The sequence below is a fragment of the Pseudomonas sp. SDO5271_S396 genome, assembly GCF_054071795.1.
Genome location: NZ_JBSVWB010000025.1, coordinates 55,318 through 81,300 on the forward strand (window position 1 = coordinate 55,318; position 25,983 = coordinate 81,300).

At 62.5% G+C, this 25,983-nt stretch carries 25 protein-coding genes; 13 read left to right on the top strand and 12 right to left on the bottom strand.

The window, feature by feature from the left end; translation table 11 throughout:
- Positions 1–6: 6 nt before the first annotated feature.
- The 7 genes from ACW9IN_RS17675 to ACW9IN_RS17705 all read right to left on the bottom strand — a co-directional run bounded on the left by ACW9IN_RS17675 (position 7) and on the right by ACW9IN_RS17705 (position 7,251).
- A complete protein-coding gene (locus ACW9IN_RS17675) occupies positions 7–1,134 on the bottom strand; it encodes a DUF1120 domain-containing protein (RefSeq protein ID WP_457367093.1) in 1,128 nt (375 codons plus the stop codon).
- 11 nt (positions 1,135–1,145) lie between these two features.
- Positions 1,146–3,581, bottom strand: a complete 2,436-nt coding sequence (locus ACW9IN_RS17680) for a fimbria/pilus outer membrane usher protein (protein ID WP_457367094.1) — start codon at positions 3,579–3,581, stop codon at positions 1,146–1,148.
- A gap of 137 nt (positions 3,582–3,718) precedes the next feature.
- Positions 3,719–4,429, bottom strand: a complete 711-nt coding sequence (locus tag ACW9IN_RS17685; RefSeq protein ID WP_457367095.1) for a fimbria/pilus chaperone family protein — start codon at positions 4,427–4,429, stop codon at positions 3,719–3,721.
- 41 nt (positions 4,430–4,470) lie between these two features.
- The gene (locus ACW9IN_RS17690; protein WP_457367096.1) at positions 4,471–5,097 is read right to left on the bottom strand and encodes a DUF1120 domain-containing protein; all 627 of its coding nucleotides are present in this window, start codon (positions 5,095–5,097) and stop codon (positions 4,471–4,473) included.
- A gap of 81 nt (positions 5,098–5,178) precedes the next feature.
- Entirely contained in the window at positions 5,179–5,799 is a 621-nt protein-coding gene (locus ACW9IN_RS17695; RefSeq protein ID WP_457367097.1) for a DUF1120 domain-containing protein, read from the bottom strand.
- 37 nt (positions 5,800–5,836) lie between these two features.
- The gene (locus ACW9IN_RS17700) at positions 5,837–6,451 is read right to left on the bottom strand and encodes a DUF1120 domain-containing protein (RefSeq protein ID WP_457367098.1); all 615 of its coding nucleotides are present in this window, start codon (positions 6,449–6,451) and stop codon (positions 5,837–5,839) included.
- A gap of 161 nt (positions 6,452–6,612) precedes the next feature.
- Positions 6,613–7,251 carry a DUF1120 domain-containing protein gene (locus ACW9IN_RS17705; RefSeq protein ID WP_457367099.1) on the bottom strand — a complete coding sequence of 213 codons (639 nt, stop codon included), beginning with the start codon at positions 7,249–7,251 and terminating at the stop codon, positions 6,613–6,615.
- Positions 7,252–7,606: 355 nt separating this feature from the next.
- Here ACW9IN_RS17705 and ACW9IN_RS17710 point away from each other — a divergent pair, with 355 nt between their 5' ends.
- From ACW9IN_RS17710 to dacB, 7 genes are all read left to right on the top strand, one after another.
- A complete protein-coding gene (locus ACW9IN_RS17710; protein WP_457367100.1) occupies positions 7,607–8,419 on the top strand; it encodes a response regulator in 813 nt (270 codons plus the stop codon).
- Positions 8,420–8,598: 179 nt separating this feature from the next.
- A complete protein-coding gene (locus ACW9IN_RS17715; protein ID WP_457367101.1) occupies positions 8,599–9,234 on the top strand; it encodes a response regulator in 636 nt (211 codons plus the stop codon).
- A gap of 222 nt (positions 9,235–9,456) precedes the next feature.
- Complete coding sequence (locus tag ACW9IN_RS17720; protein WP_457367102.1) at positions 9,457–9,927, top strand: nuclear transport factor 2 family protein; 471 nt, start codon at positions 9,457–9,459, stop codon at positions 9,925–9,927.
- A 37-nt stretch (positions 9,928–9,964) separates the two neighbouring features.
- Complete coding sequence (locus ACW9IN_RS17725; protein ID WP_017255917.1) at positions 9,965–10,240, top strand: GIY-YIG nuclease family protein; 276 nt, start codon at positions 9,965–9,967, stop codon at positions 10,238–10,240.
- A gap of 75 nt (positions 10,241–10,315) precedes the next feature.
- Complete coding sequence (locus ACW9IN_RS17730; protein ID WP_457367103.1) at positions 10,316–11,251, top strand: glutathione S-transferase family protein; 936 nt, start codon at positions 10,316–10,318, stop codon at positions 11,249–11,251.
- Positions 11,252–11,359: 108 nt separating this feature from the next.
- Positions 11,360–13,774, top strand: coding sequence for a TonB-dependent siderophore receptor (locus ACW9IN_RS17735; protein ID WP_457367104.1), 2,415 nt, complete (start codon positions 11,360–11,362; stop codon positions 13,772–13,774).
- 271 nt (positions 13,775–14,045) lie between these two features.
- The gene (gene dacB, locus ACW9IN_RS17740; protein WP_457367105.1) at positions 14,046–15,503 is read left to right on the top strand and encodes a D-alanyl-D-alanine carboxypeptidase/D-alanyl-D-alanine endopeptidase; all 1,458 of its coding nucleotides are present in this window, start codon (positions 14,046–14,048) and stop codon (positions 15,501–15,503) included.
- A 1-nt stretch (position 15,504) separates the two neighbouring features.
- On the opposite strand, the gene ACW9IN_RS17745 is transcribed toward dacB, so the two are convergent.
- Positions 15,505–16,284, bottom strand: a complete 780-nt coding sequence (locus tag ACW9IN_RS17745) for an IclR family transcriptional regulator (protein WP_457367106.1) — start codon at positions 16,282–16,284, stop codon at positions 15,505–15,507.
- Between the two features lie 120 nt (positions 16,285–16,404).
- Between ACW9IN_RS17745 and hmgA the strand changes: the two genes are divergently transcribed.
- The 4 genes from hmgA to ACW9IN_RS17765 are packed head-to-tail and all read left to right on the top strand — an operon-like array spanning position 16,405 to position 21,038.
- A complete protein-coding gene (gene hmgA / locus ACW9IN_RS17750; protein ID WP_457367107.1) occupies positions 16,405–17,688 on the top strand; it encodes a homogentisate 1,2-dioxygenase in 1,284 nt (427 codons plus the stop codon).
- Positions 17,689–17,690: 2 nt separating this feature from the next.
- On the top strand, positions 17,691–18,977 hold the full coding sequence (gene fahA / locus ACW9IN_RS17755) for a fumarylacetoacetase (RefSeq protein WP_457367108.1): 1,287 nt from the start codon (positions 17,691–17,693) through the stop codon (positions 18,975–18,977).
- A 12-nt stretch (positions 18,978–18,989) separates the two neighbouring features.
- Positions 18,990–19,631: a maleylacetoacetate isomerase gene (gene maiA, locus ACW9IN_RS17760; protein ID WP_457367109.1), complete on the top strand. Its 642-nt coding sequence runs from the start codon at positions 18,990–18,992 to the stop codon at positions 19,629–19,631.
- 36 nt (positions 19,632–19,667) lie between these two features.
- On the top strand, positions 19,668–21,038 hold the full coding sequence (locus ACW9IN_RS17765) for an MFS transporter (protein ID WP_457367110.1): 1,371 nt from the start codon (positions 19,668–19,670) through the stop codon (positions 21,036–21,038).
- 32 nt (positions 21,039–21,070) lie between these two features.
- On the opposite strand, the gene ACW9IN_RS17770 is transcribed toward ACW9IN_RS17765, so the two are convergent.
- Positions 21,071–21,874, bottom strand: a complete 804-nt coding sequence (locus ACW9IN_RS17770; RefSeq protein WP_457367111.1) for a SirB1 family protein — start codon at positions 21,872–21,874, stop codon at positions 21,071–21,073.
- Between the two features lie 187 nt (positions 21,875–22,061).
- Between ACW9IN_RS17770 and ACW9IN_RS17775 the strand changes: the two genes are divergently transcribed.
- On the top strand, positions 22,062–23,081 hold the full coding sequence (locus ACW9IN_RS17775; protein WP_457367112.1) for a Leu/Phe/Val dehydrogenase: 1,020 nt from the start codon (positions 22,062–22,064) through the stop codon (positions 23,079–23,081).
- 4 nt (positions 23,082–23,085) lie between these two features.
- On the opposite strand, the gene ACW9IN_RS17780 is transcribed toward ACW9IN_RS17775, so the two are convergent.
- On the bottom strand, positions 23,086–24,393 hold the full coding sequence (locus tag ACW9IN_RS17780) for an acetamidase/formamidase family protein (protein ID WP_457367113.1): 1,308 nt from the start codon (positions 24,391–24,393) through the stop codon (positions 23,086–23,088).
- A gap of 157 nt (positions 24,394–24,550) precedes the next feature.
- The gene (locus ACW9IN_RS17785; RefSeq protein WP_457367114.1) at positions 24,551–24,811 is read right to left on the bottom strand and encodes a YebG family protein; all 261 of its coding nucleotides are present in this window, start codon (positions 24,809–24,811) and stop codon (positions 24,551–24,553) included.
- 274 nt (positions 24,812–25,085) lie between these two features.
- Here ACW9IN_RS17785 and ACW9IN_RS17790 point away from each other — a divergent pair, with 274 nt between their 5' ends.
- Positions 25,086–25,574, top strand: a complete 489-nt coding sequence (locus ACW9IN_RS17790; protein ID WP_457367115.1) for a phosphate-starvation-inducible protein PsiE — start codon at positions 25,086–25,088, stop codon at positions 25,572–25,574.
- Here the strand turns inward: ACW9IN_RS17790 and ACW9IN_RS17795 are convergent.
- Positions 25,571–25,888, bottom strand: a complete 318-nt coding sequence (locus tag ACW9IN_RS17795) for a DUF3509 domain-containing protein (protein WP_457367116.1) — start codon at positions 25,886–25,888, stop codon at positions 25,571–25,573. The genes ACW9IN_RS17790 and ACW9IN_RS17795 overlap by 4 nt on opposite strands.
- Positions 25,889–25,983 lie beyond the last annotated feature (95 nt).

The window sequence follows — 25,983 nt, forward strand, 5'->3', positions numbered from 1 at the left end:
AGGCTCCTAGAGGTAGTTGAGTTCGAGGGTGGCGGCGCCGTCGAGGCGCACTTCGCTGCCCAGGTCCAGCGTGCCCAGCGGTGCGATCACCGCTTCCAGGCTCGTGGTGGCGCTGAGTTGTTGAATCGGCACGGGGCCACTGGTGTTGCCGACGCTGGTGCTGAACCCCAGGAAACGGCTGGCGCCAATCGCCAGCGGGTTGGCGCTCGCGCTGCTCCAGGGCGCGGTGCCGGTGGGGGAGTCGGTTCGGTAGAGCCCGGGGAAACTGTCGGCGGTGGTGCGCGCAGGGTCGAAGACCAACCGGTAGCGGCCAATTTTTTGTTGCTGCGCGTCGAGCCCCAGGCCGTAGGTGCTGTCGTCTCCCGGGCCGGTGGCCGAGCCTTGGCGGTTGTCCTGCAGGCGCAGGCTGAACGCGGTCGGTGCGTCGCAGGCCACGTTGACCACCAGTGGTCGTGCGGGCAGGGCCGTCTCTTTGTCGACACTCAGATCCATCACCGATAACTTGCCGAAGGCCACCGTGCCGCCGTTGGACAGGCTTGGCGTACAGGCCGCAGGGGCGAAGCGGGCTTGCAGGCGCAACTCCCGCGAGCGTCCCGTGTGGATGGCATCGACGACGCCGCTGGTGTCCCAGGTGACGGTATCGCTGACGCGCAGGGCGTCTTGCCTGGCCCAGGCGCTGACCTCCAGTTGCAACGACAAGCTGCGCCCGCTGACCGGCACGCCGGCGCGCATCGGCACGATGCCGTGTTCAGGACGCCAGCGCAGGGCTGCGGCGCTGCTCATCGGCGGCTGGCCGCTGCCGGGCACCAGGCCCAACTCCACGGGCTGGCCGTCGAGCAGTGCGTCGCTCGCCCGCAGGCTGTAGCTGCCACGGCTGGTGAATTGGTAGCGCTCGGTGCCGGCTGCCAGCCCGCGATAGAACAGGCTCAAGTCAGTGGGCGTGGGGCAGTTCAGCGTCAGGCTCAGGCGCCGTTCGCCCAATAGGTGCTCGGCCACGGCTACCGGCGACACCGCCCGGTTCACCAGGCCGAAATCCACGGCGGTTTCGCTCAGGTTCAACTGGCACTCATCCGTGCCCCAGGCGTTAGCGCCCAGCAACAGGCTGGCGGACAACAAGGCAGGTTTCAGGCCCATGGTTAAGTTCCTCATGGTTGGCACCGTGCCGGTGCGGTTTCGTAATACACCTCGGGATCGCCGCGTTCGGGCAGGTCGAAGTCCAGGCGGCAACGGGGCTGGCCGGGGGCGCTGACCCACAATTCGCGGCGGTCCAATACGTCCGGCAAGAACACCTGGCTGCCGTCCTGAATCAGGGTTACGAACTCACCGTCGGCGGTGCTGACGGCGGCGCCGCGGGGGAGAGGCTGGCCGTTGGCGTCGGTTACGCTCAACAGGGCCCGGCGTGTGAGCGCCACGCCGAACTCGACTTTGTCTACGGCGCCACGTCCGGCCGACAGCACGGCCAGGCCATTGCTGATGTCGGCGTTGCGCGGCAACGAGCGGGTTTGCACTTCCACCGGGCTGCGGCCGTACGGGCTGAGCTGCGACACCACGGCCTGGCCTTGCCAGTCGGTCCATACCGGGCCGCTGGGGGTGCTGACCTTGATGCCGGCCATATCGCCCACCGACATCAGCGCAAAGGTCTCGCGTACCGGGTAGGGCGAAAAAGTCAGCCCATCGCCGTGCAACACCACGCCACCGCGTGCGCCACCTTGATAGCTGGAACGTTCCTGATTGTTGCGGGTGTAGTTGAAGTCCAACTGGCTGTAATACGGCAGCGTCGAGACACCGATGGATGACTCCACCTCACGGTCACGGCTGTCGCGTTCAACGCTTGCCTGGTAGCTCAACTGGTCGTTGATCTGTTCGCTGACCCCGGCCCCGATGCGGTGATCGCCTCCGGCATTGCGCGCCCAGGCACGACCGCGGCGGCTTTCGCCCAGGGGCACGCTGATGTTCAGGTACACGCTGTCATCGCTCTGCTGGCGGCCGCCCACTTGCCACTCTGCACTGGCGGACACCGAAACACGCCCAAAGCTGGTGCCCCACGACGCCAGCGCGCGGCTGCTGCTCTCACCGGTAAACGAGGACGAGCGCGAGATGCCGGCGCTGAATGCGCCGAGCATCGGGTGTGACCAGGATGCGGTCGCGCTCTGTTGGTCGCGGTAGCGCGACTGGCGTTGCTCGCGGGTTTCGGTGAGGTAGGTGGAGTCTTCCAGGTCTCGGTAACCCAGGGTGCGCCAGGAGCCCGCCGTGGTGATTGCCCAACGCTCGGACAGACGTTGCGACCACGACAGGTCGGTTTGTACACCCCGTTCGTTGCCATTGCGCGTGGCCTGGGCGATTTGACTGGACAGTTGGAGCTGGCTGTCCTGCCAGGGCAGCCAGCCAATGTTTGCGCCCACCGCACGATAGTCTTCGGCGCCCAGCGCGCCGGCACCCACACTGACTTGCGGGTGCAACGCACCGCTCCAGCCACCACTGACTACCCAGGGTTCGGCGCCTTCACCGGCGCCTGGCTTGCGCACGCGCCCCGCCGCCACCGAGTAACCCGGCGCAGGCAAGCCCAGGCCAAGCATGGCGGCAGGCACGGTGAAGCGACGCTCCTCGCCGCTGCTTTCCTTGACCGTGACTTCCACATCGGAGCGGCTGTTCAAGCGTCGTACATCGGTGAGGGAGAACGGCCCGGCCGGCACCACGGTGGAATGAATCAATGTGCCGTTCTGACGGATCTCCACCTGGGCCGGGCTGTTGGCGATGCCGGTGATGGTGGCGCCTTGGTTCTGGTCCTGCAGGGCCGTCTCGGTGAGCACCTGCGCCCCGGTGATTTGTGCGCCGGCCAGCACCGGGTTGTACAGGTTGATCTGCCCGGCCTGGAACACCGCTTGCTGTTCGGCGAAGGTGCGCTGGGCGTAGGCGTCCAGGTGGGTGGTGCGCGACACCTTGTCTTGCCAGGTGCGTACCTGGCGGCTGCGCACGATCCAGTCGCCGGCGTTGAAACCGACCTCGGTGTTGGCCGAGCCGAAACGGCTAGTGTCGTCGCCGAATTCGTTGTACAGGCCGCTCAGGTCATAGTTGAGCAGCCCGGCGAACCCGCCGGTCTGGTAGCCGGACACATCGCGCACGGTCGGACGCAGCGCATCGGTGGGCACCACCAGCGACAGGCTGAGGGTGGCGGGATCCTGCTCGATCACGGTCTGCGGGTAGGCCTCGAGAAAGGCATGGCATTCGCCATCGTCGGCCGGTACGCGCAAGTGGCCTGCATCCAGTAGGGCCTGGTTGAAACACAACGCGCCTTGCCCGTTGAACACCATGTCCACCCGACCACGTCGCTGGCCGTTTACGGTGAGGTTCAGAGCGTGGCGCCCGGCCGGGAAGCGCGGGGCTTCCAGCAACAGGTTGGCCAATTGCGGGTCAATGCCCCGTTGGGCCAGGGTTTGCGGATCAAATGAGCCGGCGCCTTCATCGGCCAGGGAGGCAGCCGTTGGCAGCACGGTGCCCAGGCTCAGCGCAACGCCCGCCAGCCATTGGCGCGCCCGGGGTGATGAAATACCAGGCACGGCTTCGCCGTCGCGATCAGTCATAACTGTGCTCACAAGTCGTACTCGAATAGTGGAGTCTGGCCCGCGCCATTCCATCGTGGCGGGAGAGCTCCCGGCGGCCTTCAATGAGAGGCCACTTCGTTATCAGGGCGCCGGCATCGGGCCCGCCGGCGCTGCGATCAAAGGGTGATCGGTGCTTCGTAAGGCGCGACCGCAAATCCGTAGACGGTGGCCGGTTGTATCTGCACGGTGCTGGCCTGGGCCTGGCTGGCGGCCACGCTCAAGGTCTCGCCGGGCAGCACGTAGGTGCGCGGCAGCAAGGCTGAGCCTTTGCCGGGCAGCAAGGTCAATTCCTGAGCCAGGCGGACCACGTAGGGCGTCGGGTTATTCACACTCAGTTGCTGGTTCTTCAGGCTCCAGACCAAGCCGGTCCAGGGCGTGCGACTCGGTGCGAGCCCCTTGGGGTGCAGAATCACCGGCAGGTTCTGGCGCACCGTCACGCCAACCCGCGCATGCCCGGCCTGGCCTTCGGCGCGGCCCTGGGGCATGCCTTCGAAGATCACCCGCTTCAAGCGCTGAGTGGTCAGCGGCGTAGGTGATTGCAGGATGAAACGTATCAACTGGCTCTTGGACGGCTCGACCCGTGTCAATGGCGGCGTGACAAACAGCAGGGGCGCCGGGTCTTCGGGAATATCTTCGAGGGTGACGTGCAGCAGGGCGAGCTTGGCGTCAGTGTTGGTCACCGACACCGAGGCTTCGCCATCGGCCTCATTGACTATCACCACCGAAGTGTCCGGCACCATGCCATCGGCGAGCACAAGGGTGGGGCCCCACAACGTCAGCGCCAGCGCGGCGAGGTAGAGGCAGGCATAGCGAACCAGGTTGAACACCCGTGTAATTATTTTGGCAACGCAAGGGAAGGGGAGCATGACTACAGATACCTCAGGTCTAGCACGATGGAACCGTCCAGCGGCACCTCTTGGTCGAGGGTCAGGTAGGCGGCGGCGTTGATCGATGTTTTGATGTCCAGCTTGGCGGTGAGCACGCTGTGCGGGTCCGGCACCAGGGTGCCGGGGTGCGCGAAGCCCATGTAGTTGTCCGGGTAGGCGTTGGTTTCGGGAAACCACGTCAGGCCCTGGTTACTGGAGGCCAGCACAATGGCGCGCTGACCGTCGCCCACCGCTTCGCGGATGGCCACGGCCACCGAACCCAGGCGTTCGGCCGGGGCATGGACGTTGTTGCCCAGGCCGTAATAGAAGCCTGGCCCCACGGAAGAGTCGGCACGGTTATCCACACCGACCAGCACGAACAGCACGGGCTGGTTGCAGGTGACGTTCATGTCCAGCGTGCGCATGGGCAGTTCGGTGAACTCGTACTGATTGAGCGAGCGGGCCGGCACCCGCCCATGGTCGACAATGCCGCTGGGCGACAGGACCGGCGTGCAGGCACTCGGGGTGATGCTGCCGGTCAACGTCACGTCGACCTTCGAGGCACACAGGGCGGAGGTGGCGGTCAGGCAGAGACCGAGCATCATCAAGCAGCGTGGGAGCGTGTTCATGGTCTGATGTTGGAACCGTGTTGAGGGACATCCGTGAGTGCGGCGCTGGGCGCAGCGTGCAAAGGCTGCGCCCGTTTTCCATTACAGGTACTTGACGGTCAGGGTCGTCGAGCCGTCGATCGGCACTTCCTCGGTCAGGGTCAGGCTGTTGGCCGGGGCAATGTAGGGCCGGACCATCAACTCGGTCACCAGCGATTGCAGCGGAACGGGTGCGACGGTGGCGCTGTCGGCGACGGAGGTGATGCCGTTGTTGAGCAGGTAGCGTTGGGGTGTCCAGGTCAGGCCACTGTCTTGCGACGTAATGGGTCTCACATCGACGCCATCGGCCACCGCTGATTCTATGGTCATGTCGAAGTAGCCCAGCTTTTCAGTGCCATTGACCAGGCCCAGGCCGAAAGTGCCGTCGTCGGTATAGGAAGTCGAGCCCGCACGGTTGTCCTTGGGCTCAATGGCCATCAATGTGGCGGCGTCACAGGTGACGGTCAGTTGCAGGGTGTGTCTCGCCAGCGAGGTTTCTTTATCGGCATTGAGGTCCTTGGCCGAAATCTTGCCGACGTCCACATTGCCGCCGCCGGACAGTGTCGGCTCGCAGGCACTTGGGGTGATCAACCCGCGCACGGTCAGGTCCACGCTGGAGGCGGCGAGGGCAGTGCCGGTCCCGGTGAGCAGCAGGGTGGCGATCAGGGCATTCAGGGATTTCATGGTGTTGCTCCTATCAAGGCAAGTTGAGGGAAACGGGTCACAAGTACTTGAGTTGCAGCGTGGCCTGGCCGTCCAGTGGCACCTCATCAAGCAGGGTCAGGTCGGTGGCGGGCACGATGATGGTGAATGCGCGCAGGCGGGCATTCAGGGTTTTCAGGGCGATGGGCGTGTTGGGGCCGTCGAGGGCCGCAAACGAGGTCAGTGCCTCATGCCCCAGGTAGATCGAGGCGGCCCAGTTGGCGCCGCCGTTGCTTGAAGTGATGACCTTGACCGGTTTGTCATCGGCCACCGGGTCGAACAGCGAAAACGCCACGCTGCCCAGTTTTTCTTTCTCGGCGGTCATGCCCAGGCCGTGGTGCCTCGGGTTGATGGCGGAGGTGCCCGCGCGGTTATCCACGGTGGTCAAGGTAAAAAAGGTCTCACCCTCGCACTGCACTTCAAGGCGCATCTCGGCCGGATCGAGCAGTGTGGGGGTGCTGGGTTGCAGGTCCTTGGAGGTCATCTTGCCGTGGTCGATCACGCCACCGTTCGACAGCACGGGGGCGCAGGCACTGGGCGTAATGGTCCCGGAGACGCTCAGGTCCGTACTACTGGCCGCGAACACGCCAGGCGCAAGGGCGGCTAGCAGGAGGGCGAGGGTGGGTCTATCCATGGGCACAATTCCTTGTGGTCGGGTTAAGGGGAAGGCACTGCAGGTAAATCAGGTCCAGCGGCGCTTCGCGATCCAGGGTAAGGGGGCCGCGAGCGGCCAAGCCCGGCACGGCTGGCGGCCATTGGGTGGCTACACCGGCAGCGGGAGCAGAAGAAGGCGGCTCATAGGTAGCGCAACTCAAGCGTGGCGGAACCGTCCAGTGGAACGCTGCCGGTCAGGGTCAGTCCGTCCACCGGCGATATCAGGGGCCAGACGATAAGGTCCAATGCCAGTTCCTGCATTTGAACGGGGGCCAGGACGCCTGAAACATTTTTACCAAAGCCGGTAAAGGTTTCCGGCTCCCAAGGGAATCCTGGTGGAATCAGGTTCCAGCTCTGGCCGTTATCGGCAGATTTGAGCGGGTGGACGTTGTTACCGTCAGCCTGGATGTTTTCGACGTCCAGAAAGTAGACCCCCACCAACTCATCGCCGTTGACCACGCCCAGGCCATACACGGAGGGGTTGCCCATATAGGGCAAAGCCGGTCGGTTATTTTTTGGTATGACGGCGAACAGGGTTGCCGCTTCGCAACTGACCGACAGCTGAAACGTGAATTTGGGCAGATCGGTGTAGCCAATGGGTTTGAGGTCTTTGGCGGAGATTTTTCCGTAGTCCACGTTCCCTCCATTGCTCAGGCTTGGGGCGCAAGCACTAGGGGTGATAGCGCCTTTGACGGTCAGATCCACGGAGCTTGCGGCCAGCGCGAGTGTGCCGTGGGCTATCAGCAAAACGCCGGCGAGGGCGATGAGTGAGTCTTTCATATGAACGGTATTCCTATGCAAGGGCCAGGGAGGCAGGTCGGCGCGGTGAAGTTGCCCAGGGTTTTATGTTTATTGAGGGCACGCGCCGTTACAGGGAAAGCGGGGGAGAATTTATCGCCGGGATACAGGGCGGGAAATGCAACTAATACGAATGACAGGGTGGCAATGACAGAAGGAGGCGGAGTTGTTGGAGTAATAGGTTTTATTGGGTGTTGTCGTAGTTGTTGTATCGCTGACGGCTATGTATTCGGATATTTTTCGCGATCTTTGATTGCCCGGATCCCTTAATAAGGATTGGGGTCATTGTCCTGTCGCGAAAAGTCCGGGCGAACTGATCGCCCTTTTCGAGGGCGCCATGCCTGGTCAGTTTTTTGCACGCGATTCGAGCGATTCATTTTCTGATGTCGATGTGTCTCGGGCGCGTGTTCTCGTAGTGGATGACCACCCAGCCTATCGTTTTCTGCTGGGTTCGCTGCTGGAACGACTCGGCGTCGCTTATCAGTGTTGTTGCAATGGTCAAGAGGCTCTGCAACGGCTGACTACCGAGTGTTTCGACCTGATGATCAGTGACTGCCGCATGCCGGTGATGGACGGGTACGCCCTGACTCGCGAATTGCGAATGCGTGAGCAGGCCCAGGGGCGGCTTCCCCTGGTTGTTCTGGGGCTGACAGGCGGCCTGGGGCCGGAAGAAATCCGCCAGTGTGTGGCCTGTGGAATGGACGGCTGGCTGATCAAACCCATAGGGTTTGCCCAGTTGCGTGAAGTGCTGTGCTACTGGCTGGCGTCGCCGAAGCCCTTGCCTTCGGCGGGGCTACCCGCAGGGGCTGCGGCTTTGCCCGGTGGCACTGTGCCCAGTCGCGTCAGTTTGATCGAGGCGTTTGGTACGTGGGAGGTTGTGGAGCCGCTGTTGCTGAGTCTGGTTCAGGAGGCCGATGCGGACCTCGCCGTGCTGGCTCACGCGCAGGCCACTCAGGACGCGACTATGGCTGCCCAACGTTTGCACCGGTTAGTGGGCAGTGTCGCGTTTTTGGGGGCGACTGGCCTGGATGCGAGGGCGGTGGACCTGATCAAACGGGTGCAGGTAAACGGTGTGGCAATAAACACACCGGCATTGAGAGCGTTCTGTCACGATGTCGAGCGGTACCTGAATTATCTTACGCAACTTTGAAGGAATACATACTTTATTGTGTAGTACTTTTCTGTATTCCATTTCTCTTAATTGTGTAGGTATTAGTTCGTGGTGCTTTAAATACGGGGTGGCGCGCTTAATGATGAGTTATTGCCTGTTGTTGCAGAATAGCGATCGGGGTATTTTGCCAGTCTCAAACTGCCATCATGGAAAAACCAATGATCCGCATCATTATTGCTGACGATCACCCCATTGTTCGTGTTGGGCAAAAAGTGGTGATTGAGGCAAGTGGCAAGTGCAAAGTTGTTGCCGAAGCCGACGGGCCCGATCAATTGTTGGAGTTGGTCAACCGTGTACCCTGCGATGTGATAGTGACCGACTTCGCCATGCCGGGAAATCAGCAGGCCGATGGGTATGGCTTGTTGGGTTTGCTGAACCGAAGATACCCGACATTACCGGTTGTGCTGGTGACCATGTTTGCCAATGTCGCTACGCTGCGCGCAGCGTTCAGTCATGGTGCGCGAGGTGTGATCGCCAAAAGTGCCTCCGCCAGGGAGTTGCCCCAGGCGCTGAATGCCGTGGTGCAGGGCCGACAATTTGTCAGTGAGTGCCTGCGTGTGCAATTGGACCAGGTGTGTGGTTCGCAACCGACCCAGACGCCGACACTCTCCGGCAAGGAACAGGAAGTCGTGCGCATGCTCGCCAGCGGTATGACCGTCAGCCAGATTGCGGCGAGAGTCAATCGCAGTATCTCAACTATCAGCAAACAAAAGAGCACAGCGATGCACAGGCTGTGTATATCTACCGATGTAGATCTGTTTGCATATGCACGGGAGGTTGGGATGGTGCCTTAGTTGACCAACTTATTGGGATTCAAGTTGCTGGCTTGCACGGGTAATAGATAAAGCGTTGAGCGTGTTCAGGCAGTTGTTAAACGAATGGCGGGCGCCGCCGTATCATTCAGAGTGGTTTGCGTTGCATCACACCTTCTCCATTTCCCCCGCAAATGGGCATGGCTTTGCGCCCGTAGGCAGACTATCGTGCGACCGGATAACCCTAGCGATCGGAGCTTGCCCATGAGTGATGCCCACACCACCCTGATCACCCGTTTCTATGAAGCGTTCCAGCGCCTTGATGCCGAAGCCATGGCGGCCTGCTACACCGACGACGTGGTCTTCAGCGATCCGGCTTTCGGTGAACTGCGCGGGCGTGATGCCGGTGACATGTGGCGCATGCTCACCACCCGCGCCAAGGACTTTTCCCTGACCTTCGACAGTGTGCGCAGCGATGAGCGCGGCGGCGGCGCGCATTGGGTCGCGACCTACCTGTTCAGTGCCACTGGCAACACGGTGGTCAACGATATCCAGGCGCGCTTCGTGTTTCGCGACGGCAAGATCTGCGAACACCATGACAGCTTCGATCTGTGGCGCTGGTCGCGTCAGGCGCTGGGCACCAAAGGTTTGTTGCTGGGTTGGACACCGCTGGTGAAAAACGCCGTGCGCACCCAAGCCCTGCGTGGTTTGAAGGCATTCCAGGCCAGTCGTTGATAAACTGGATGCTCTTCTGGTTTTGCCGGCTCGACCTGTGACTGACACTTCTGAACCCAAACCCTGGTTTGTCTACCTGGTACGCGCCGCCAATGGCTCACTGTACTGTGGCATCAGCAATGACCCGGTGCGCCGTTTTGCCATGCACCAGAGCGGCAAGGGCGCGCGGTTTTTCCTGTCCAGCCCGGCGGTGGCGCTGGTGTACACCGAGCAGTGCGCGAGCAAGGGCGAGGCGTTGCGTCAGGAACGCCTGATCAAGAAGCTCAAGAAGAGCGCCAAGGAGTGCCTGGCGGCAACCGGCTCATCAATTTGACTGATGGGTTTCAATTACACCCACGGGCGTTTTTGCAGGCTAAGCTGGCGGCTCACTTCTCAAGCGGAGCCTGGCATGTCCGAGTTGATCCTGCACCACTACCCGCAATCCCCTTTCGCTGAAAAAGCCCGCCTGTTGCTGGGCTTCAAAGGCCTGTCCTGGCACTCCGTGCACATCCCGCCGATGTTGCCCAAGCCTGACCTCACGGCGTTGACGGGTGGCTATCGCAAGACGCCGGTGTTGCAGGTAGGCGCCGATATCTACTGCGACACTGCGCTGATTGCCCGTCGCCTTGAACAAGAGAAAGCCGGCCCGACGCTGTTTCCCCAAGGCCAGGCACTGGTGGCCCAGGGTTTCGCCGCCTGGGCGGACACGCTGGTGTTTTCCCATGCCGTCGCGCTGGTGTTCCAGCCTGAATCTTTGGCGGTGAAATTTGCCAAGGTGCCGCCGGAAATGATCCAGGCACTGGTGGCTGACCGCACCAAGCTGTTCAGTGGGGGGACGGCGAGTCGCCTGCAACTGGACCAGGCCAGGCATCAATGGCCGGCGATCATCAGTCGCATCGATCAGCAATTGCGCCATCAGGCGGGGGATTTCCTGTTTGGCGAACCGTCCATCGCCGACTTCGCCCTGGCCCATCCTTTGTGGTTTCTCAAGGGCACCGCCGTGACTGCGCCCCTGGTGGATGCTTATCCGGCGGTCGCTGCCTGGCTGGACCGGGTGTTGGGGTTCGGCCATGGCACCTCGACGTCGATGAGCGCCGAGCAGGCCCTGGAAGTGGCTCGTCTCGCCAGCCCGGCGGTGTTGCCCGATGAAGCCTTTGAGGACTTGAACGGCTTCAAGGCGGGTCAGCAGGTGGCTATTTGCGCCACTGACTACGGCACCGATCCGGTGGTTGGCGAGTTGCTGTTTGCCGGCCGTGAGGAGCTGATCCTGCGTCGCAGTGACGAGCGCGCCGGCACCGTGCACGTGCACTTCCCGCGTCTGGGTTTTCGCCTTCAGGCGCAATGAAAAAATATTTTGCAAAGAAAGGTGAGGTAAACCGCCGGCCCATCCGTGTAGTGCTTGAAACTGCGATCAATTCGCATTAACAGCGTTTTCTACACGGGTTCTCAGAGCATGAAGTCGACGGCGGGCGGTTGGGTTAAACAGTGGCTGGGAGCCTCGGTATTGGCGGTATCGGGGCTGGCGTTGCTGCCCTTGAGCGTGGCGCGGGCGCAGGAGCAGCAAAGCGCCCAGTTCACCTTCGCCCTGGCAGCCAAGCCGCTGCCCCAGGCATTGAGCGAGTTCAGCCGGGTGACCGGGATCAGCGTGATCTACACCGATGAAGCGCCGTACGGCTTGAGCGCCCCGGCGGTCAGCGGGCAGATGAGCGCAACCCAGGCTTTGCAACGCCTGCTGAGCAACTCCGGTTTCACCTTCCGCCAGATCGACGCCCGCACCCTGGCCCTGGAGCCGGTGCCCACCGACGGTGCCGTCAACCTGGGTGCCACCACCATCAGCGGCGCCAACCCGACGCAAGACACCACCAGCTATCAGCCGCCGCCTACCAGCTCGGTCATGCGTTCCCACGGCTTGCTGCTGGAAACCCCGCAAACCGTCAACGTGGTGCCCGCCCAAGTGCTGCGCGATCAACAACCGCGCAACCTGGATGACGCCCTGGGCAATATCAGCGGCATCACCCAGGCCAACACCCTCGGCAGCACCCAGGACGCGGTGATGCTGCGCGGCTTTGGCGATAACCGTAACGGTTCGATCATGCAGGACGGCATGCCCATCGTGCAGGGCCGGGCGTTGAATTCCACGGCTGAGCGCGTCGAAGTGCTCAAGGGGCCGGCCTCGTTGTTGTACGGTATCCAGGACCCGGGCGGCGTCATCAACATCGTCAGTAAAAAGCCCGAACTGGTGCAGTCCACCTCGCTCACGGCGCGTGGCTCGACCTTCGGTGACGGCAAGAACGGCAGCGGCGGCAACCTCGACACCACCGGGCCTATCGGTGACAGCGGCCTGGCGTATCGCCTGATCGTCGATCATGAAGATGAAGACTACTGGCGCAACTACGGCACCCACCGCGAGAGCCTGATCGCACCTTCCCTGGCCTGGTACGGCGATACCACCAAAGTGGTTTTCGCCTACGAACACCGCGAATTTCTCTCGCCGTTCGACCGGGGCACCGCCATCGACCCCAAGACCAATCACCCGCTGAACATCCCCGCGACCCGTCGCCTGGATGAGCCGTTCAACAACATGGAGGGCCGTTCCGACCTGTATCGTCTCGAAGTCGACCACGACTTGAACGATGACTGGAAAGTCCACTTCGGCTACAGCTGGAACCGTGAGACGTACGATGCCAGCCAGGTGCGGGTGGTCAAGGTCAACACCAACGGCACCCTCACCCGCAGCATGGACGGTACCCAGGGCGCGCTGACCACTGACCGTTTCGCCACCACGAGCCTTGAGGGCAAGGTCAACCTCGCGGGCATGCAGCACGACCTGGTGTTCGGTCTGGACGACGAGTACCGCAAAATCTACCGGGCCGACCTGATTCGCCAGGCGCCGCGCGGTGTCTTCAACTACAACAACCCGGTGTATGGCAACGAGGTGGCGGGCACCAACGTCAGCGCCCCGGACAGCAACCAGACCGACCTGTTGCGCAGTGATTCGCTGTTCTTCCAGGATGCGATTCATTTGAACGACCAGTGGATCCTGGTGGGCGGCGCGCGCTACCAGATGTACGACCAATATGCCGGCAAGGGCGTACCGTTCACCGCCAACACTGACGGCAACGGCCAGAAATGGGTGCCGCGCGCGGGGCTGGTGTATCGCTATACCGATGAGCTGTCGTTCTACGGCAGCTACACGGAGTCGTTCAAACCCAACTCCACCATCGCACCGCTGGCGAACAAAAGCGTACTCGACGGCAGTCTCGAGCCGGAACAATCCAAGGCCTGGGAGCTGGGCAGCAAGTTCGACCTGCCGGGGCGCATCACGGCGAGCGCGGCCCTCTTCGACATCGAGAAACGCAACGTGCTGGTGCAGGTCGGTGATGGACTGGCCTCGGTCTACAGCGTTGCCGGCAAGGTGCGCTCCCGTGGTCTGGAACTGGACGCCAGCGGGCAATTGACCGACAAATGGAGCCTGATCGGCAGCTATGCCTACACCGACGCCGAGGTGACGCAAGACCCCGCCTTTAAAGGCAATCGCCTGCAGAACGTGGCAAAAAATACCGGTTCGCTGTCGGCGGTGTATGACGTCGGCAGCATTCTGGGCGGCGACCAACTGCGGGTCGGCGCGGGGGCGCGGTATGTGGGCGAGCGGGCAGGAGACGCAGCCAACAGCTTTGAGCTGCCGAGCTACACCGTGGCCGATGCGTTCGCTACTTACGACACCAAAATCGATGGGCAAAAGGTCAAGTTCCAGCTGAATGTGAAGAACCTGTTCGACCGCACTTACTACACCTCATCGGTGAATACGCAGTTCGTTTCCATCGGTGATGCGCGGCAGGTGTCGGTGTCCAGCACCCTCACGTTCTAACGGTACTTATTGTAGTGAGCAGGCTTGCCCTGCGCTGGGCTGCGCAGCGGCCCCAAGACCTGCGGCTGCGATTTTGCGGTTGAATCGCGGTGTTGCTATTGGGGGTGCTTCGCGCCCCGGCGCGGGCGGTACGACGATTCGGCAAGCCCGCTCACTACAGAGAGCTTTGTTTGTGCTGGTGCTTTTGTGGTGAGCAGGCTTGCCCGCTCGCAACAAAGGGGTGGAGCTGTTAGCGTGGCCACCACTGAAGGTTTTGCGGAAAACGGTACTGATGCAGTTGGGAAGACGGATGCATGCCAGCGCGATGCTGGCGGGCTTGAGTTTTTTACTGGGGGGCTGTGCCAGCGTTTCACCGACCTCCACCTCGGCAACCCTGGAGCACTTGCTGACTGACCCGGTGCTCAATGGCGCTACGGTCTCGCTGACGGTGCGCGATGCCCGCAGCGGCAGTACGTTGTATCAACACAATCCGCGCACGCGGTTGATCCCTGCCTCCAATCTCAAGTTGCTGACGACTGCGGCGGCGATGGAGGTGTTGGGCCCTGATTATCGTTTTTCCACCCAGTTGCTGAGCAATGGCCGCCAGCAAGGTGAGGTTCTGGCCGGCAACCTGTACCTGCGCGGCCTGGGCGACCCGACCTTGCAGTTCGCCGATTACCAGGCCTTGGCCGCGCAACTGGCGAGCCAGGGCGTGCGGCAGGTGCAGGGCGATCTGGTGTTCGATGACACCTGGTTCGATGGCGAACGGCTGGGTGTGGACTGGTCGCAGGACGACGAAAGCACCTACTACGGTGCGCAGATTTCCGCGCTGACCGTGTCGCCCAATACGGACTTCGATGCCGGCACTCTGCAGGTAACGGCGAAGGCGCCGGTCATGGCGGGGCAGCCGGTGAGCGTGGTGGTGAGCCCGTCCACCGATTACGTGCAACTCAACAACCGCGCCGTCAGCGGCCCCGGCAACAGCTATGCGATCACCCGCCAGCACGGCACCAACCTGCTGCAACTCAGCGGGGCATTGGCGCCGGGCAAGCAGAACCGGCAATGGGTGAGTGTGTGGGAGCCGACGCAACTGGTGGCGAACCTGTTCGAACAGACGTTGGCGCAGCAGGGGATCAAGGTGCTGGGCCGTCGGGTGATCGGCGGCGCCAGCCCGGCGACGGCCACGGTGTTGGCCGAGCATCGCTCGGCACCGCTGCAAACGTTGATCACGCCGCTGCTCAAACTATCGAACAACAACATGTCCGAGGTCTTGCTCAAGGCCATGGGCCGCAAGGTGTCCAATGCCGGGACAGCACAGGCCGGTGTCGCGGCGGTGGCGGATTTCATGCGGCGCCAGGGCCTGGACCCGATGACGCTCAGTCAGGTCGATGGCTCAGGCTTGTCGCGGCGCAACCTGGTGTCGTCGCAAACCCTTACCGATTTGCTGCTGGCCACGTCCCGGCAGCCGTGGTTTGACGCCTGGTACAACGCTTTACCGATCGCCGGCAACCCTGACCGCATGACCGGTGGCAGCCTGCGCTACCGCCTGCGTGACACAGCGGCGGAAAACAACCTGCACGCCAAGACCGGTTCCATGGCCGGCGTGTCGTCGTTGAGCGGCTATATCACCGACGCCAGCGGGCGACGCCTGGTGTTCTCGATGGTGAGCAATAACTACCTCAGCGATGCCGCGCCGGTCCGCGCGCTGGAGAATCGTGTGGCGCTGGCCCTGACCCAATGGCACGACTAGCTCAGGGCTGATAGCCCATGCGCCAGCTCACGGCGCGGGTGGCGGCCAGCAAACGCTGCGCCGCCGGGCCGTCTTCGTCGGCGTGGAACAGCGAGGTCGGGCCGACCACGGTCATTACCGCCGCCACCTGGCCGATGGCATTGAACACTGGCGCTGAGAGCGCATCCACCCCCGGCATCAACAAACCATGCACAAAATGCAGGCCACGGCGGCGGATCTGCTCGCACGCAGTGGCGTAGGCCTGGTCGTCCGCCAGGGCGTGAGCGAGTCCGGCCTGGACCTCGCGCTCGCGCAATTCCACGGTTTCCCGGGTGGGCAGGTAGGCGCTGAACACCAGTCCGGTGGAGGAGCTGAGCAGTGGCAGTACCGAGCCCAACTGCGTGACCACCGTGACGGCGCGCACCGCCGGTTCGATCTGCACCACGGTCGCGCCCTGGTTGCCCCACACCGCCAGGAAGCAGGTTTCATTCAATTCATCGCGCAACTCCGCCAAGGGCATCGCGCCGACTTTCAACACATCCATGCTGCCCAGCGCCGCCAGGCCCACGCGCAACGCTTCGCGGCCCAGGCCGTAATGGTTGGTGGCGGTGTCCTGTTCGGCAAACCCCGAGGCAATCAACGCTTGCAGGTAGCGGTGCACCTTGCTTGCCGGCATCTGCACGTGGTCGGCCAGGCGCGACAGCGAGGTCGCTGGCGACAGCTCGGCCAACGCCTTGAGAATGTCGGTGCCCACTTCGGCCGAGCGGACTTTCTGTTTACCGGTGTCGCGGGGCTTTTCCATGGAAGGGCGAGAATCCGAGAGATAAGTGGGCGTCTTTATAGCTTGACGGTCGAGAGTGATCAAATTACGTTATGCGTAACTGGATTACGATAAAAACAACTTCCGAGCTGAGGATGATCCATGACCCTCGAATACCTGTCCGGCTTCGGCAATGAATTCGCCAGCGAGGCGCTGCCCGGTGCGCTGCCCGTCGGCCAGAACTCCCCGCAAAAAGCCCCTTACGGTCTGTACACCGAACTGTTCTCCGGTACGGCCTTCACCATGCCGCGCAGCGAAGCCCGGCGTACCTGGCTGTACCGCATTCAGCCGTCGGCCAATCACCCGGCGTTCGTCAAGCTTGAACGGCAATTGTCCGGTGGCCCGTTGGGCCCGGTGACGCCCAATCGCCTGCGCTGGAACCCGTTGGATGTTCCGAGCGAGCCGACAGACTTCATCGATGGGCTCGTAGGGATGGTTGCTAATTGCGGGTCGGAAAAACCTTCAGGCATCAGCATTCATCACTACCGCGCCAACCGCTCCATGGAGCGGGTGTTTTTCAATGCCGATGGCGAACTGTTGATCGTTCCCGAGCAAGGCCGTCTGCGTATCGCCACCGAACTGGGCGTGCTGGAGGTGGAGCCGCTGGACATCGTCGTGCTGCCGCGGGGTCTTAAATTCCGCGTCGAACTGCTGGACGCCCAAGTGCGCGGGTATGTCGCGGAAAACCACGGTGCGCCGTTGCGCCTGCCCGACCTGGGCCCCATCGGCAGCAACGGCCTGGCCAACCCGCGAGACTTCCTCACCCCGGTGGCCCACTACGAAGACCTGCAAAAGCCGACCACGCTGGTGCAGAAGTTCCTCGGTGAGCTGTGGGCCTGCGAGCTGGACCATTCGCCGCTCAACGTGGTGGCGTGGCATGGCAACAACGTGCCGTACAAGTACGACCTGCGCCGCTTCAACACCATCGGCACGGTAAGTTTCGACCATCCGGACCCGTCCATTTTCACCGTACTGACCTCGCCCACCAGCACCCACGGCCTGGCCAACCTCGACTTCGTGATCTTCCCGCCGCGCTGGATGGTGGCTGAAAACACCTTCCGCCCACCGTGGTTCCACCGCAACCTGATGAACGAATACATGGGCCTGATCCACGGCGCCTACGACGCCAAGGCCGAGGGTTTTCTGCCCGGCGGCGCGTCGCTGCACAGTTGCATGAGCGCCCACGGCCCGGACGGCGAGACCTGCACCAAAGCCATCAACGCGGAACTGGCGCCCCACAAGATCGATAGCACCATGGCGTTCATGTTCGAGACCAGCCAAGTGCTGCGTCCCACCCAGTTCGCCCTGGAATGCCCGCAACGGCAAAACACTTACGACGCGTGCTGGGCCTCGCTGCCCGTCACCTTCAACCCGAACCGGAGATAACCATGACTCAGCCCACCCTTACCCGCAGTTGGGTAGCTTCCGCCAATGGTCATTCGGACTTTCCCCTGCAGAACCTGCCGCTGGGCGTGTTCAGCATCAATGGCTCGGCACCGCGCGCGGGCGTGGCGATTGGTGATGCGATCCTGGATCTGCACGCCGCCCTCGATGAATTCCAGGGGGAAGCCCGCCGCGCCGTCGAGGCGACCGCCGGTGGCCAATTGAACGGGTTTTTCGAACTGGGCCGTGGCCCGCGTGTGGCCTTGCGCGAACGCCTGCTGGAGCTGCTGGCTGAAGGCAGCAAGCTGCAAACCCGTGAGGCCCAGGTGTTGCACCGTGCCGCCGATTGCCAGATGCACGTACCGGCGCGGATCAATGACTACACCGATTTCTACGTCGGCATCGAACATGCGCAAAACGTGGGCAAACTGTTCCGCCCCGACAACCCATTGCTGCCCAACTACAAGTACGTGCCGATTGGCTACCACGGCCGTGCGTCAACCATTCGCGCCTCGGGCACCGACGTGCGCCGACCCAAAGGCCAGACTCTGCCAGCTGGACAAACCGAACCCACCTTCGGCCCCTGCGCGCGGCTCGACTACGAACTGGAACTGGGTATCTGGATCGGCCAGGGCAATGCCATGGGCGACTCGATCGCCATTGGCGACGCGGCGGACCACATCGCGGGTTTCTGCCTGCTCAACGACTGGTCGGCACGGGACATCCAGGCTTGGGAATACCAGCCGCTGGGGCCGTTCCTGTCCAAGAGTTTCATCACCACCATTTCTCCGTGGGTGGTGACCGTCGAGGCGCTGGAGCCGTTCCGCAAGGCGCAGCCGGCAAGGCCGGAAGGCGACCCGCAGCCATTGTCGTACTTGCTGGACAAGCGGGATCAGGCCGCCGGTGCGCTGGATATTGAACTGGAAGTCCTGCTGACCACCGCCGCCATGCGTGAACAGAACCTGCCGGCCCATCGCCTGGCCTTGAGCAACAGCCTGCACATGTACTGGACGGTCGCGCAATTGGTGGCGCACCACAGCGTCAACGGTTGCCAGTTGCAAGCGGGTGATCTGTTCGGTTCGGGCACGTTGTCCGGGCCGCAGGCGGGTCAGCTCGGCAGCCTGCTGGAAATGACCGAGGGTGGCAAGAAAGCGGTCGAGCTGCCGTCCGGCGAGGTGCGCAAGTTCCTCGAGGACGGTGACGAAATCATCCTGCGGGCGCGTTGCAGTCGCGAAGGTTTTGCCTCCATCGGCTTCGGCGAATGCCGGGGCACTGTGATCGCGGCGCGCTAAGAGGGCAGGGCGATGGAACTCTACACCTACTACCGCTCCACTTCGTCATACCGGGTGCGCATTGCGTTGGCGCTCAAGGGGCTGGATGCCACGGCCGTGCCGGTCAACCTGTTGGTGCCGGCGGGCGGGGCCAATCGGCAGCCGGCCTACCTGGCGATCAACCCCCAGGGCCGTGTTCCCGCCTTGCGCACCGATGACGGCGAGTTGCTGATTCAGTCACCGGCGATCATCGAATACCTGGAAGAGCGTTATCCCCAGGCACCGCTGCTTTCAAAAGACCTGGCGACCCGTGCCCATGAGCGTGCGGTAGCGTCGATCATCGGCTGCGATATCCACCCACTGCATAACTCCAGTACTCAGAACCTGTTGCGCCAATGGGGACATGACGAGGCACAGCTACAGGAATGGATCGGTCACTGGGTCAGTCAGGGCCTGGGGGCGGTGGAGCAATTGATCGGCGACACGGGTTTTTGTTTTGGCGAACAACCCGGGATGGCCGATGTGTTCCTGATTCCTCAGTTGTACGCCGCCGAACGCTTCAAGGTGCCGCTGGCGGCCTACCCGCGCATCGGGCGCGTCGCGGCGCTGGCAGCACAGCACCCGGCGTTCGTGCAGGCACATCCTGCCAACCAGCCGGATACCCCGGCTGCCTGACGTTTTGGCTCATAAAAATAAAAGCAGGTTCTTGCGATGCACAATCAGATTGCCAGCTTTCGTGCGGCACTCGACGCCCGCCCGGTGTCGCGTTACCAGTGGTTGATTCTTCTGTTGCTGGCCTTGCTGCTGGTCACCGATGGTTATGACGCCCAGGTGCTGGGCTATGTGGTGCCAGCACTGGCCAAGGATTGGGCGCTGGAAAAGGCCGCGTTCGGTCCGGTGTTCAGCGCCAACCTGTTGGGGCTGACCCTGGGCTCGCTGTTGGTGACGCCCCTGGCGGACCGTTTTGGTGTGCGGCGCATCCTGCTGGGTTGCGTGCTGATCTACGCCAGCCTCACGGTGTTGATGGTGTTCGCCAACTCGCTCGGCACTTTGATGGTGGCGCGCTTTATCTGTGGCATCGGCATGGGCGGTGCGATGCCCAGTGCCATGGCATTGATGTCGGACTATTCGCCGCCACGCTTGCGTACCCTGATGGTGACGCTGGCGGCCTGCGGGTTTTCATTCGGTGGTGCGGCGGGGGGCTTTGTGGCTGCCGGGTTTATCGAGGGCTTCGGTTGGCAGGCGGTGTTCCTGGCCGGTGGCGTGACGCCCTTGCTGCTGTTTCCGTTCCTGGTGTGGCTGTTGCCCGAATCCCTTCCGCGCCTGCTGCGCGACGCGCCGCCGTATCGCCGGTTGCAAGCGGTCACGGCGCAGGTGCTGCCGGGTTGGCAGCCGCCGCTGGCGACGGAGCAAGACACACGTCAGGCCCAGGGCAGCAAACTGACGGTGCTGGAGCTGTTTCGCAATGGCTACGCGCGTCCCACGCTGCTTATCTGGTCGACCTTTTTTGTCAGCCTGATCCTGCTGTATTTCATGATCAGCTGGCTGCCTTCACTGTTGCTGGAAAGTGGCCTGGTGCTCAAGGAAGCTAACCTGGTGACCTCGATGTTCCTGTTCGCCGGCACCCTGGGCGCCATCGGCATGGCCTGGTTTGCCGACCGACTGAAAAGCAAGGTGCGGCTACTGTCCGGTGTGTTGGCTGCGGCGGCGGTGTGCACGATTCTGCTGGGGCTGAACCATGACAACCCCCGCTATCTGGTGGCCTGTGTGTTTGCCGCCGGGTTTTGCATCATTGGTGGTCAACTGACCCTTAACGCGTTTGCCAGCAACTTCTACCCGGCCCACGTGCGTGCCACGGGAACGGGCTGGGCGCTGGGTGTGGGGCGGTTCGGATCCATCCTGGGGCCGTTGTTCGGCAGTTTGCTGCTGGCGATGCATATTCCGGTGGCGCAGATTTTCTTCTTCTGCGCGATTCCGGCGGTGATGGCGGCGTTGCTGATCATCCAGGTGCGCTCGCCGGGGAGTGAGCCACCGAAAAGCCCGTTGCATGGGGATATTCTCAAGGCGCCGTCACATCACTGATTCACTGCCGATCAAATGTGGGAGCTGGCTTGTCAGTGCACAACGCTGTTGGGCGGAAGGTGCCCGAGGCGTTCGGTCAGGCGCAGACGCTGGATCGGGTCTTCGCTGAGCAGTAGCGCATGCTCCAGATCGAACCGCTCGGCGTTGGGGCAGTCCAGGCGCTGGTACAGGCTGGCCCGGGCCAGGTAATCGGCGGCGCTGGCGTTGCCCAGTTCCAGTACGCGCTCGGCGTCGATCAGGGCATCCAGCGGGGCGTCGTTGGACAGGTGCAGTTGCCGCAGGTTGCGCGACAAGCGCTGCAGGATCGCGCGCGGGTCGGCGGTGTGCAGGTGGTCGGCCTGTAACTTGAGGTTGGGACCGTATTGGCGTTGCAGCAGCTCGCGACAATCGTTGGGATACAGGCGCCGCCCGCCGCAAGGGTCCAGCAAGTGATCGGCACCGGGCACCCGCAACAGGAAGTGGCCGGGGAAGTTCACGCCCACCATGGGAATGTTCAGGCGGCGCGCCAGCTCCAGGGCGATCAGGCCCATGGCCAGGGGCTGCCCGCGCTTGCGCTGCAATACCTTGTCCAGCAGCGCGGCGGCGGGACGCAGCGGAGTGAAGTCGTCCTGGGCAAAACCCAGGTCATTCATGCGGCGCAGCAAGGGTTGGCCGAGTTCATCCGCCGGCAGCATGGGCATCCCCAGGCTGACCTGCTGTTGCAGTGCGGTGAAATCCTGCAGGATCGCCAAGGGCTGCACCGCCGGGTCATGCTCGGCGGCAATCCACAGCGCCGCTTCGAACAGCGCAGGGGGGGAGCGTTCCAGGCAGGCGAGAAAGGCTGTGCGGGGATTCATTGCGTTCTCCGGCGGATGCCCCCGTTTTAGCCTTGCCGTGAATTTTCGTCCAGCACCTTGAGAAGTTTCCCACTCCCTTATGTCGCCGCGCCCGCGAAACCGCACGGCTTATTCCAGCGCGCTCCGGCAGTTTTCTGCCGCAAGCCTATACTTGGGCCTCTACCAGAAGTGATTCGGGAGCTTGACGATGTTCGCTCTCATGCACAGCACCCGCCTTGAATCGCTGCACTTGAGCATCGACCCGGTAACCGGGCTGAAGGCGGTCATAGCAATCCACAACAGCCGCCTGGGCCCCGCGCTGGGCGGTTGTCGCTACCTTTCCTACCCCGACGACGAAAGTGCCGTGGCCGATGCCGCGCGCCTGGCCAGGGGCATGAGCTACAAAGCGGCCCTGGCGGGTCTGCCGGTGGGCGGCGGAACGGCGGTGATCCTGCGTCCGGCCCATGTGGAAAGCCGCGCGGCCTTGTTCGAGGCGTTTGGTCGTTGCATCGAACAGCTCGATGGCCGCTTCATTACCGCGATCGACAGTGGCACTTCAGTTGCCGACATGGACTGCATCGCCCAACAAACCCGTTTCGTCACCAGCACCACCGCCGCCGGCGACCCCTCGCCCCATGCGGCGATGGGGGTGTTCACCGGCATTCGCACCACGGCCATGGCGCGTCTGGGCAGCGATAACCTCGAAGGGTTGCGTGTGGCAGTCCAGGGGCTGGGCAATGTCGGTTACGCCCTTGCCGAACAATTGCATGCGGCGGGTGCCGAGCTGCTGGTCAGCGACATCGACCATGGCAAGGTTCAACTGGCCATGGAGCAACTGGGCGCACACCCTATCGCCAACGACGCCCTGCTCAGCACGCCTTGCGATATCCTTGCGCCCTGCGGGCTTGGCGCCGTGTTCAATCGCCACAGCGTCGGTCAACTGCGCTGTGCCGCCGTGGCTGGCTCTGCCAGTGCGCAATTGACCAACCTGCAAGTCGCCGATCAGTTGGAGGGCCGGGGCATCCTCTATGCGCCTGACTACGTGATCAATTCCGGTGGCTTGATCTACGTGGCGCTCAAGCATGGCGGCGCTGAGCTGGCGACCATCACCGCCCACTTGTCGAATATCGGTTCACGCCTGACGGAAATCTTTGCCCACGCCCAGGCGGAAAAACGCTCGCCCGCACGGGTGGCGGACGAGCTGGCCGAGCGCTTGCTGTACCGCTGAAGTGTCAGAGCTGGTACTTCTCGCGTACCAGTGAGCCCAGCCCGATGCGGTCAAGGATATGCATAGGGCACAGGATCGTGACGCGGACCGTCCCCGGCAATCGGCTGATTTCAATCGAGCCGTTGAGCGTGGCGCGGTTGCGCACTTCATCCAGGGACAACCCGGTTACCGCAGCGGCGCGTTCCAGGCCGTTGTCGGTGGCAAGGTTGAGGTTGGCGCCGCTGCCGATAAAGGTAATGGGCCCATTCTCTTCGATTTCGACCTGCCCCCAGCGCTCGCCCAATGCCTTGACGTGTTGCCGTTGCTCGGCGGTCATCGGGCGTGCCATGGGCGGCAGGTCATCGAGATTTTGCAGCAGGATCGGGCCTTCGAGGCTCAGGCCCTTGATCACGTGGGCGGTGAGTTCGGTTTCCCCGGAGACATCGGTGGCGTGCCCGGCAATCTCGCCATTGCCTTGCTGGGCGTGCATATCGCCCATGTAAACGCCGGCGCCCGGCACTTTCACCGGGCAGATCAGCACGCAACCCTCACGTACCGAATTGGTGTCCATATGCCCATCGGTTTTTGCCGCATGCAATTGCTCATGCGTCATGCCGTAGCGGTGGGGCGCGCCGACCAGGTACTGGCCAAAGTCGGCGCAGTTGTGGGAGTCCGGCAGGTCGCGCGAAGGCGTGGTGCCAATATTGCCGAGGAAGGGGCGCATATGGGCGGCCAGCCCAGGGATATCGGCGCGGGCCAGGGACAGAATGGAGTGCTGTGCGGACAGTTCCGGCAGCGCCGCGATTTCGGGCGCCCGACCGGCCAGGCGATCGGCCACGGCCTGGTTCACGGTCAGGCTCACCTGGTGCTCGTCGTCGAGCACGATGACGTAGCCATGGCTGAAACGAAACGCGCTGACTTCCGCACCGCAGGCATTGCAGCGAATGGCGTCGGCGCCGATGCCTTCGACATGACTGGCGGGGTGTTCCTGCCCACAGTTGGAGCAGAACTTGGCGACAAAGGGATCGCCGTGATAACGCCCTTCGACAAAGCTCATCACGCCGGAGGATGTGGCCTGGGACGTCACGCGCATGCGCTTGATTTTCAGGGCGACGGCATCACCGACTTCGGCACCGTCGATGAAGACGGGCTGTGTCACTTCATGGCCGCCTTCGAACGCCGGCGTGATCATCGGGCCCCAGCAGCCAGGCGGTGTCCCGGTGACCAGCGTGCCGCCGTCGGCGAGCGGGCCGAGCATCTTCTGGCTTGGGCCGATGAGGCCATTGGTATAGGTGTTGACGTGCAGGCGATCAACCGGTGCTGAGGTGTGCATTTTTGTTCTCCGGGTCCGAGATGTTTGCGCATTTGCCTTTCGCAATGAAAGGTGGATGCCGACCCAGTAGACAGGTGATTTGTATCCTCAATATGTCGCGCCGGTGCGCCTATACACAGTGGTACATAAAGGTGGAAAACAAGGGGGCATGCCCCCCTTACTCGGCTTCGGGCTGACCGATTTCCGCCAGTGCGGCGGCGTTGTTCTTGAACGCCGCCGCGAACGCTGCGCGGTTCTTGGCCATGAAAATACCGGCATCTTCTGCCTGTTTTTCAGTCAAGCCTTCGACGTTTTTCAACAGGACGTCCATCAGAGACTCTGCCAGTTCAAGCATCTGGTCGTGTGCGTCGGCAAGTTTGCGATCCACGAATGTAGTCTCCAAGTCGCGGGTACTGCGATACAGGGTTTCAACAGCCATTTTTTGGCCTCGTCATCAGGGTGCAGTAGTGAAGGGGAGTGGCCCTTGTGTTCGGGTGTTGCCGGTACTGTATTTATATACAGCTAAAAGGTTAAGCCAAACCACCGGGGTTTGGGTAGCAGTTTTTTAATGTAGCCGCTAAATGGCGGGTTCGGCGTGCCTCATGTCACGCCGCCATCATCCTATATCGGCCTCTGGCCTTTTTTCTGCATGCAGAACAACCGTCACGTCCAACCCGCATTATCCGGTCGAGTCGACCTAAGGAAGCATCATCGTGAAAATCAACTGGGCCGAAAGGCTGCGCCAGAACGTGCATGAGCTGGCCGAGTCCCTGGGTAACCTGTTCGTCGAATCGTTCCACTACCTTGCGCTGTTCGCCATTGGTGCGGTGACCGCCTGGGCGGCGGTGATGGAATTCCTGGGGATGCTGGAGAATGGGCACATCAAGATCGATGACATCCTGCTGCTGTTCATCTACCTGGAACTGGGGGCGATGGTCGGGATTTACTTCAAGACCAACCACATGCCGGTGCGCTTCCTGATCTACGTGGCGATCACCGCACTCACACGTCTGCTGATCTCCAACGTGTCCCACCACAACCCGCCGGACCTGGGCATCATCTACCTGTGCGGCGGGATTCTGCTGTTGGCGTTCTCGATTCTGGTGGTGCGCTATGCGTCGTCGGCGTTTCCGTCGGTGAAGGTCGAAGGCCCGCGTCGCAAGGGCGAGGCGAGCCTGGAAACCGAGAAGGGCGAGCTTTAAAGCCCGACGCTGAAGGGCAAGGTGCGGGAGGCTGGCGGCTGCAAGAGTTTGTGGCTGTCGCCCTCCGTCATCACGGCCAGAATGTCCAGGGCACTGTGGCCCTGCTCGATGGCAATGCCGAATTGGATGCTTTGTACCAGGCGCTTGAGCCGCTGCGGGTCGTTGCGCTGCTCGGCGCTGATCATGCGTTTGGCCACCACGCCGTCCTCATTGGAGAGGGTGAGCATGATGCTGCCGTCGAGCCGTTGGATGCTCAAGTTGACGCGGTAGTCGGGGGTAAAGGTGTCGGTGATGATCTGAAAAGGATTGTCCATGGTGCGTACCGCCTGATAAGAACCTGCAGTCATTGACGACCGATGTCGGGATTAGTTCGCGTTGCCTGACCACCGGCCAAAGTCCGTTTCCCTCC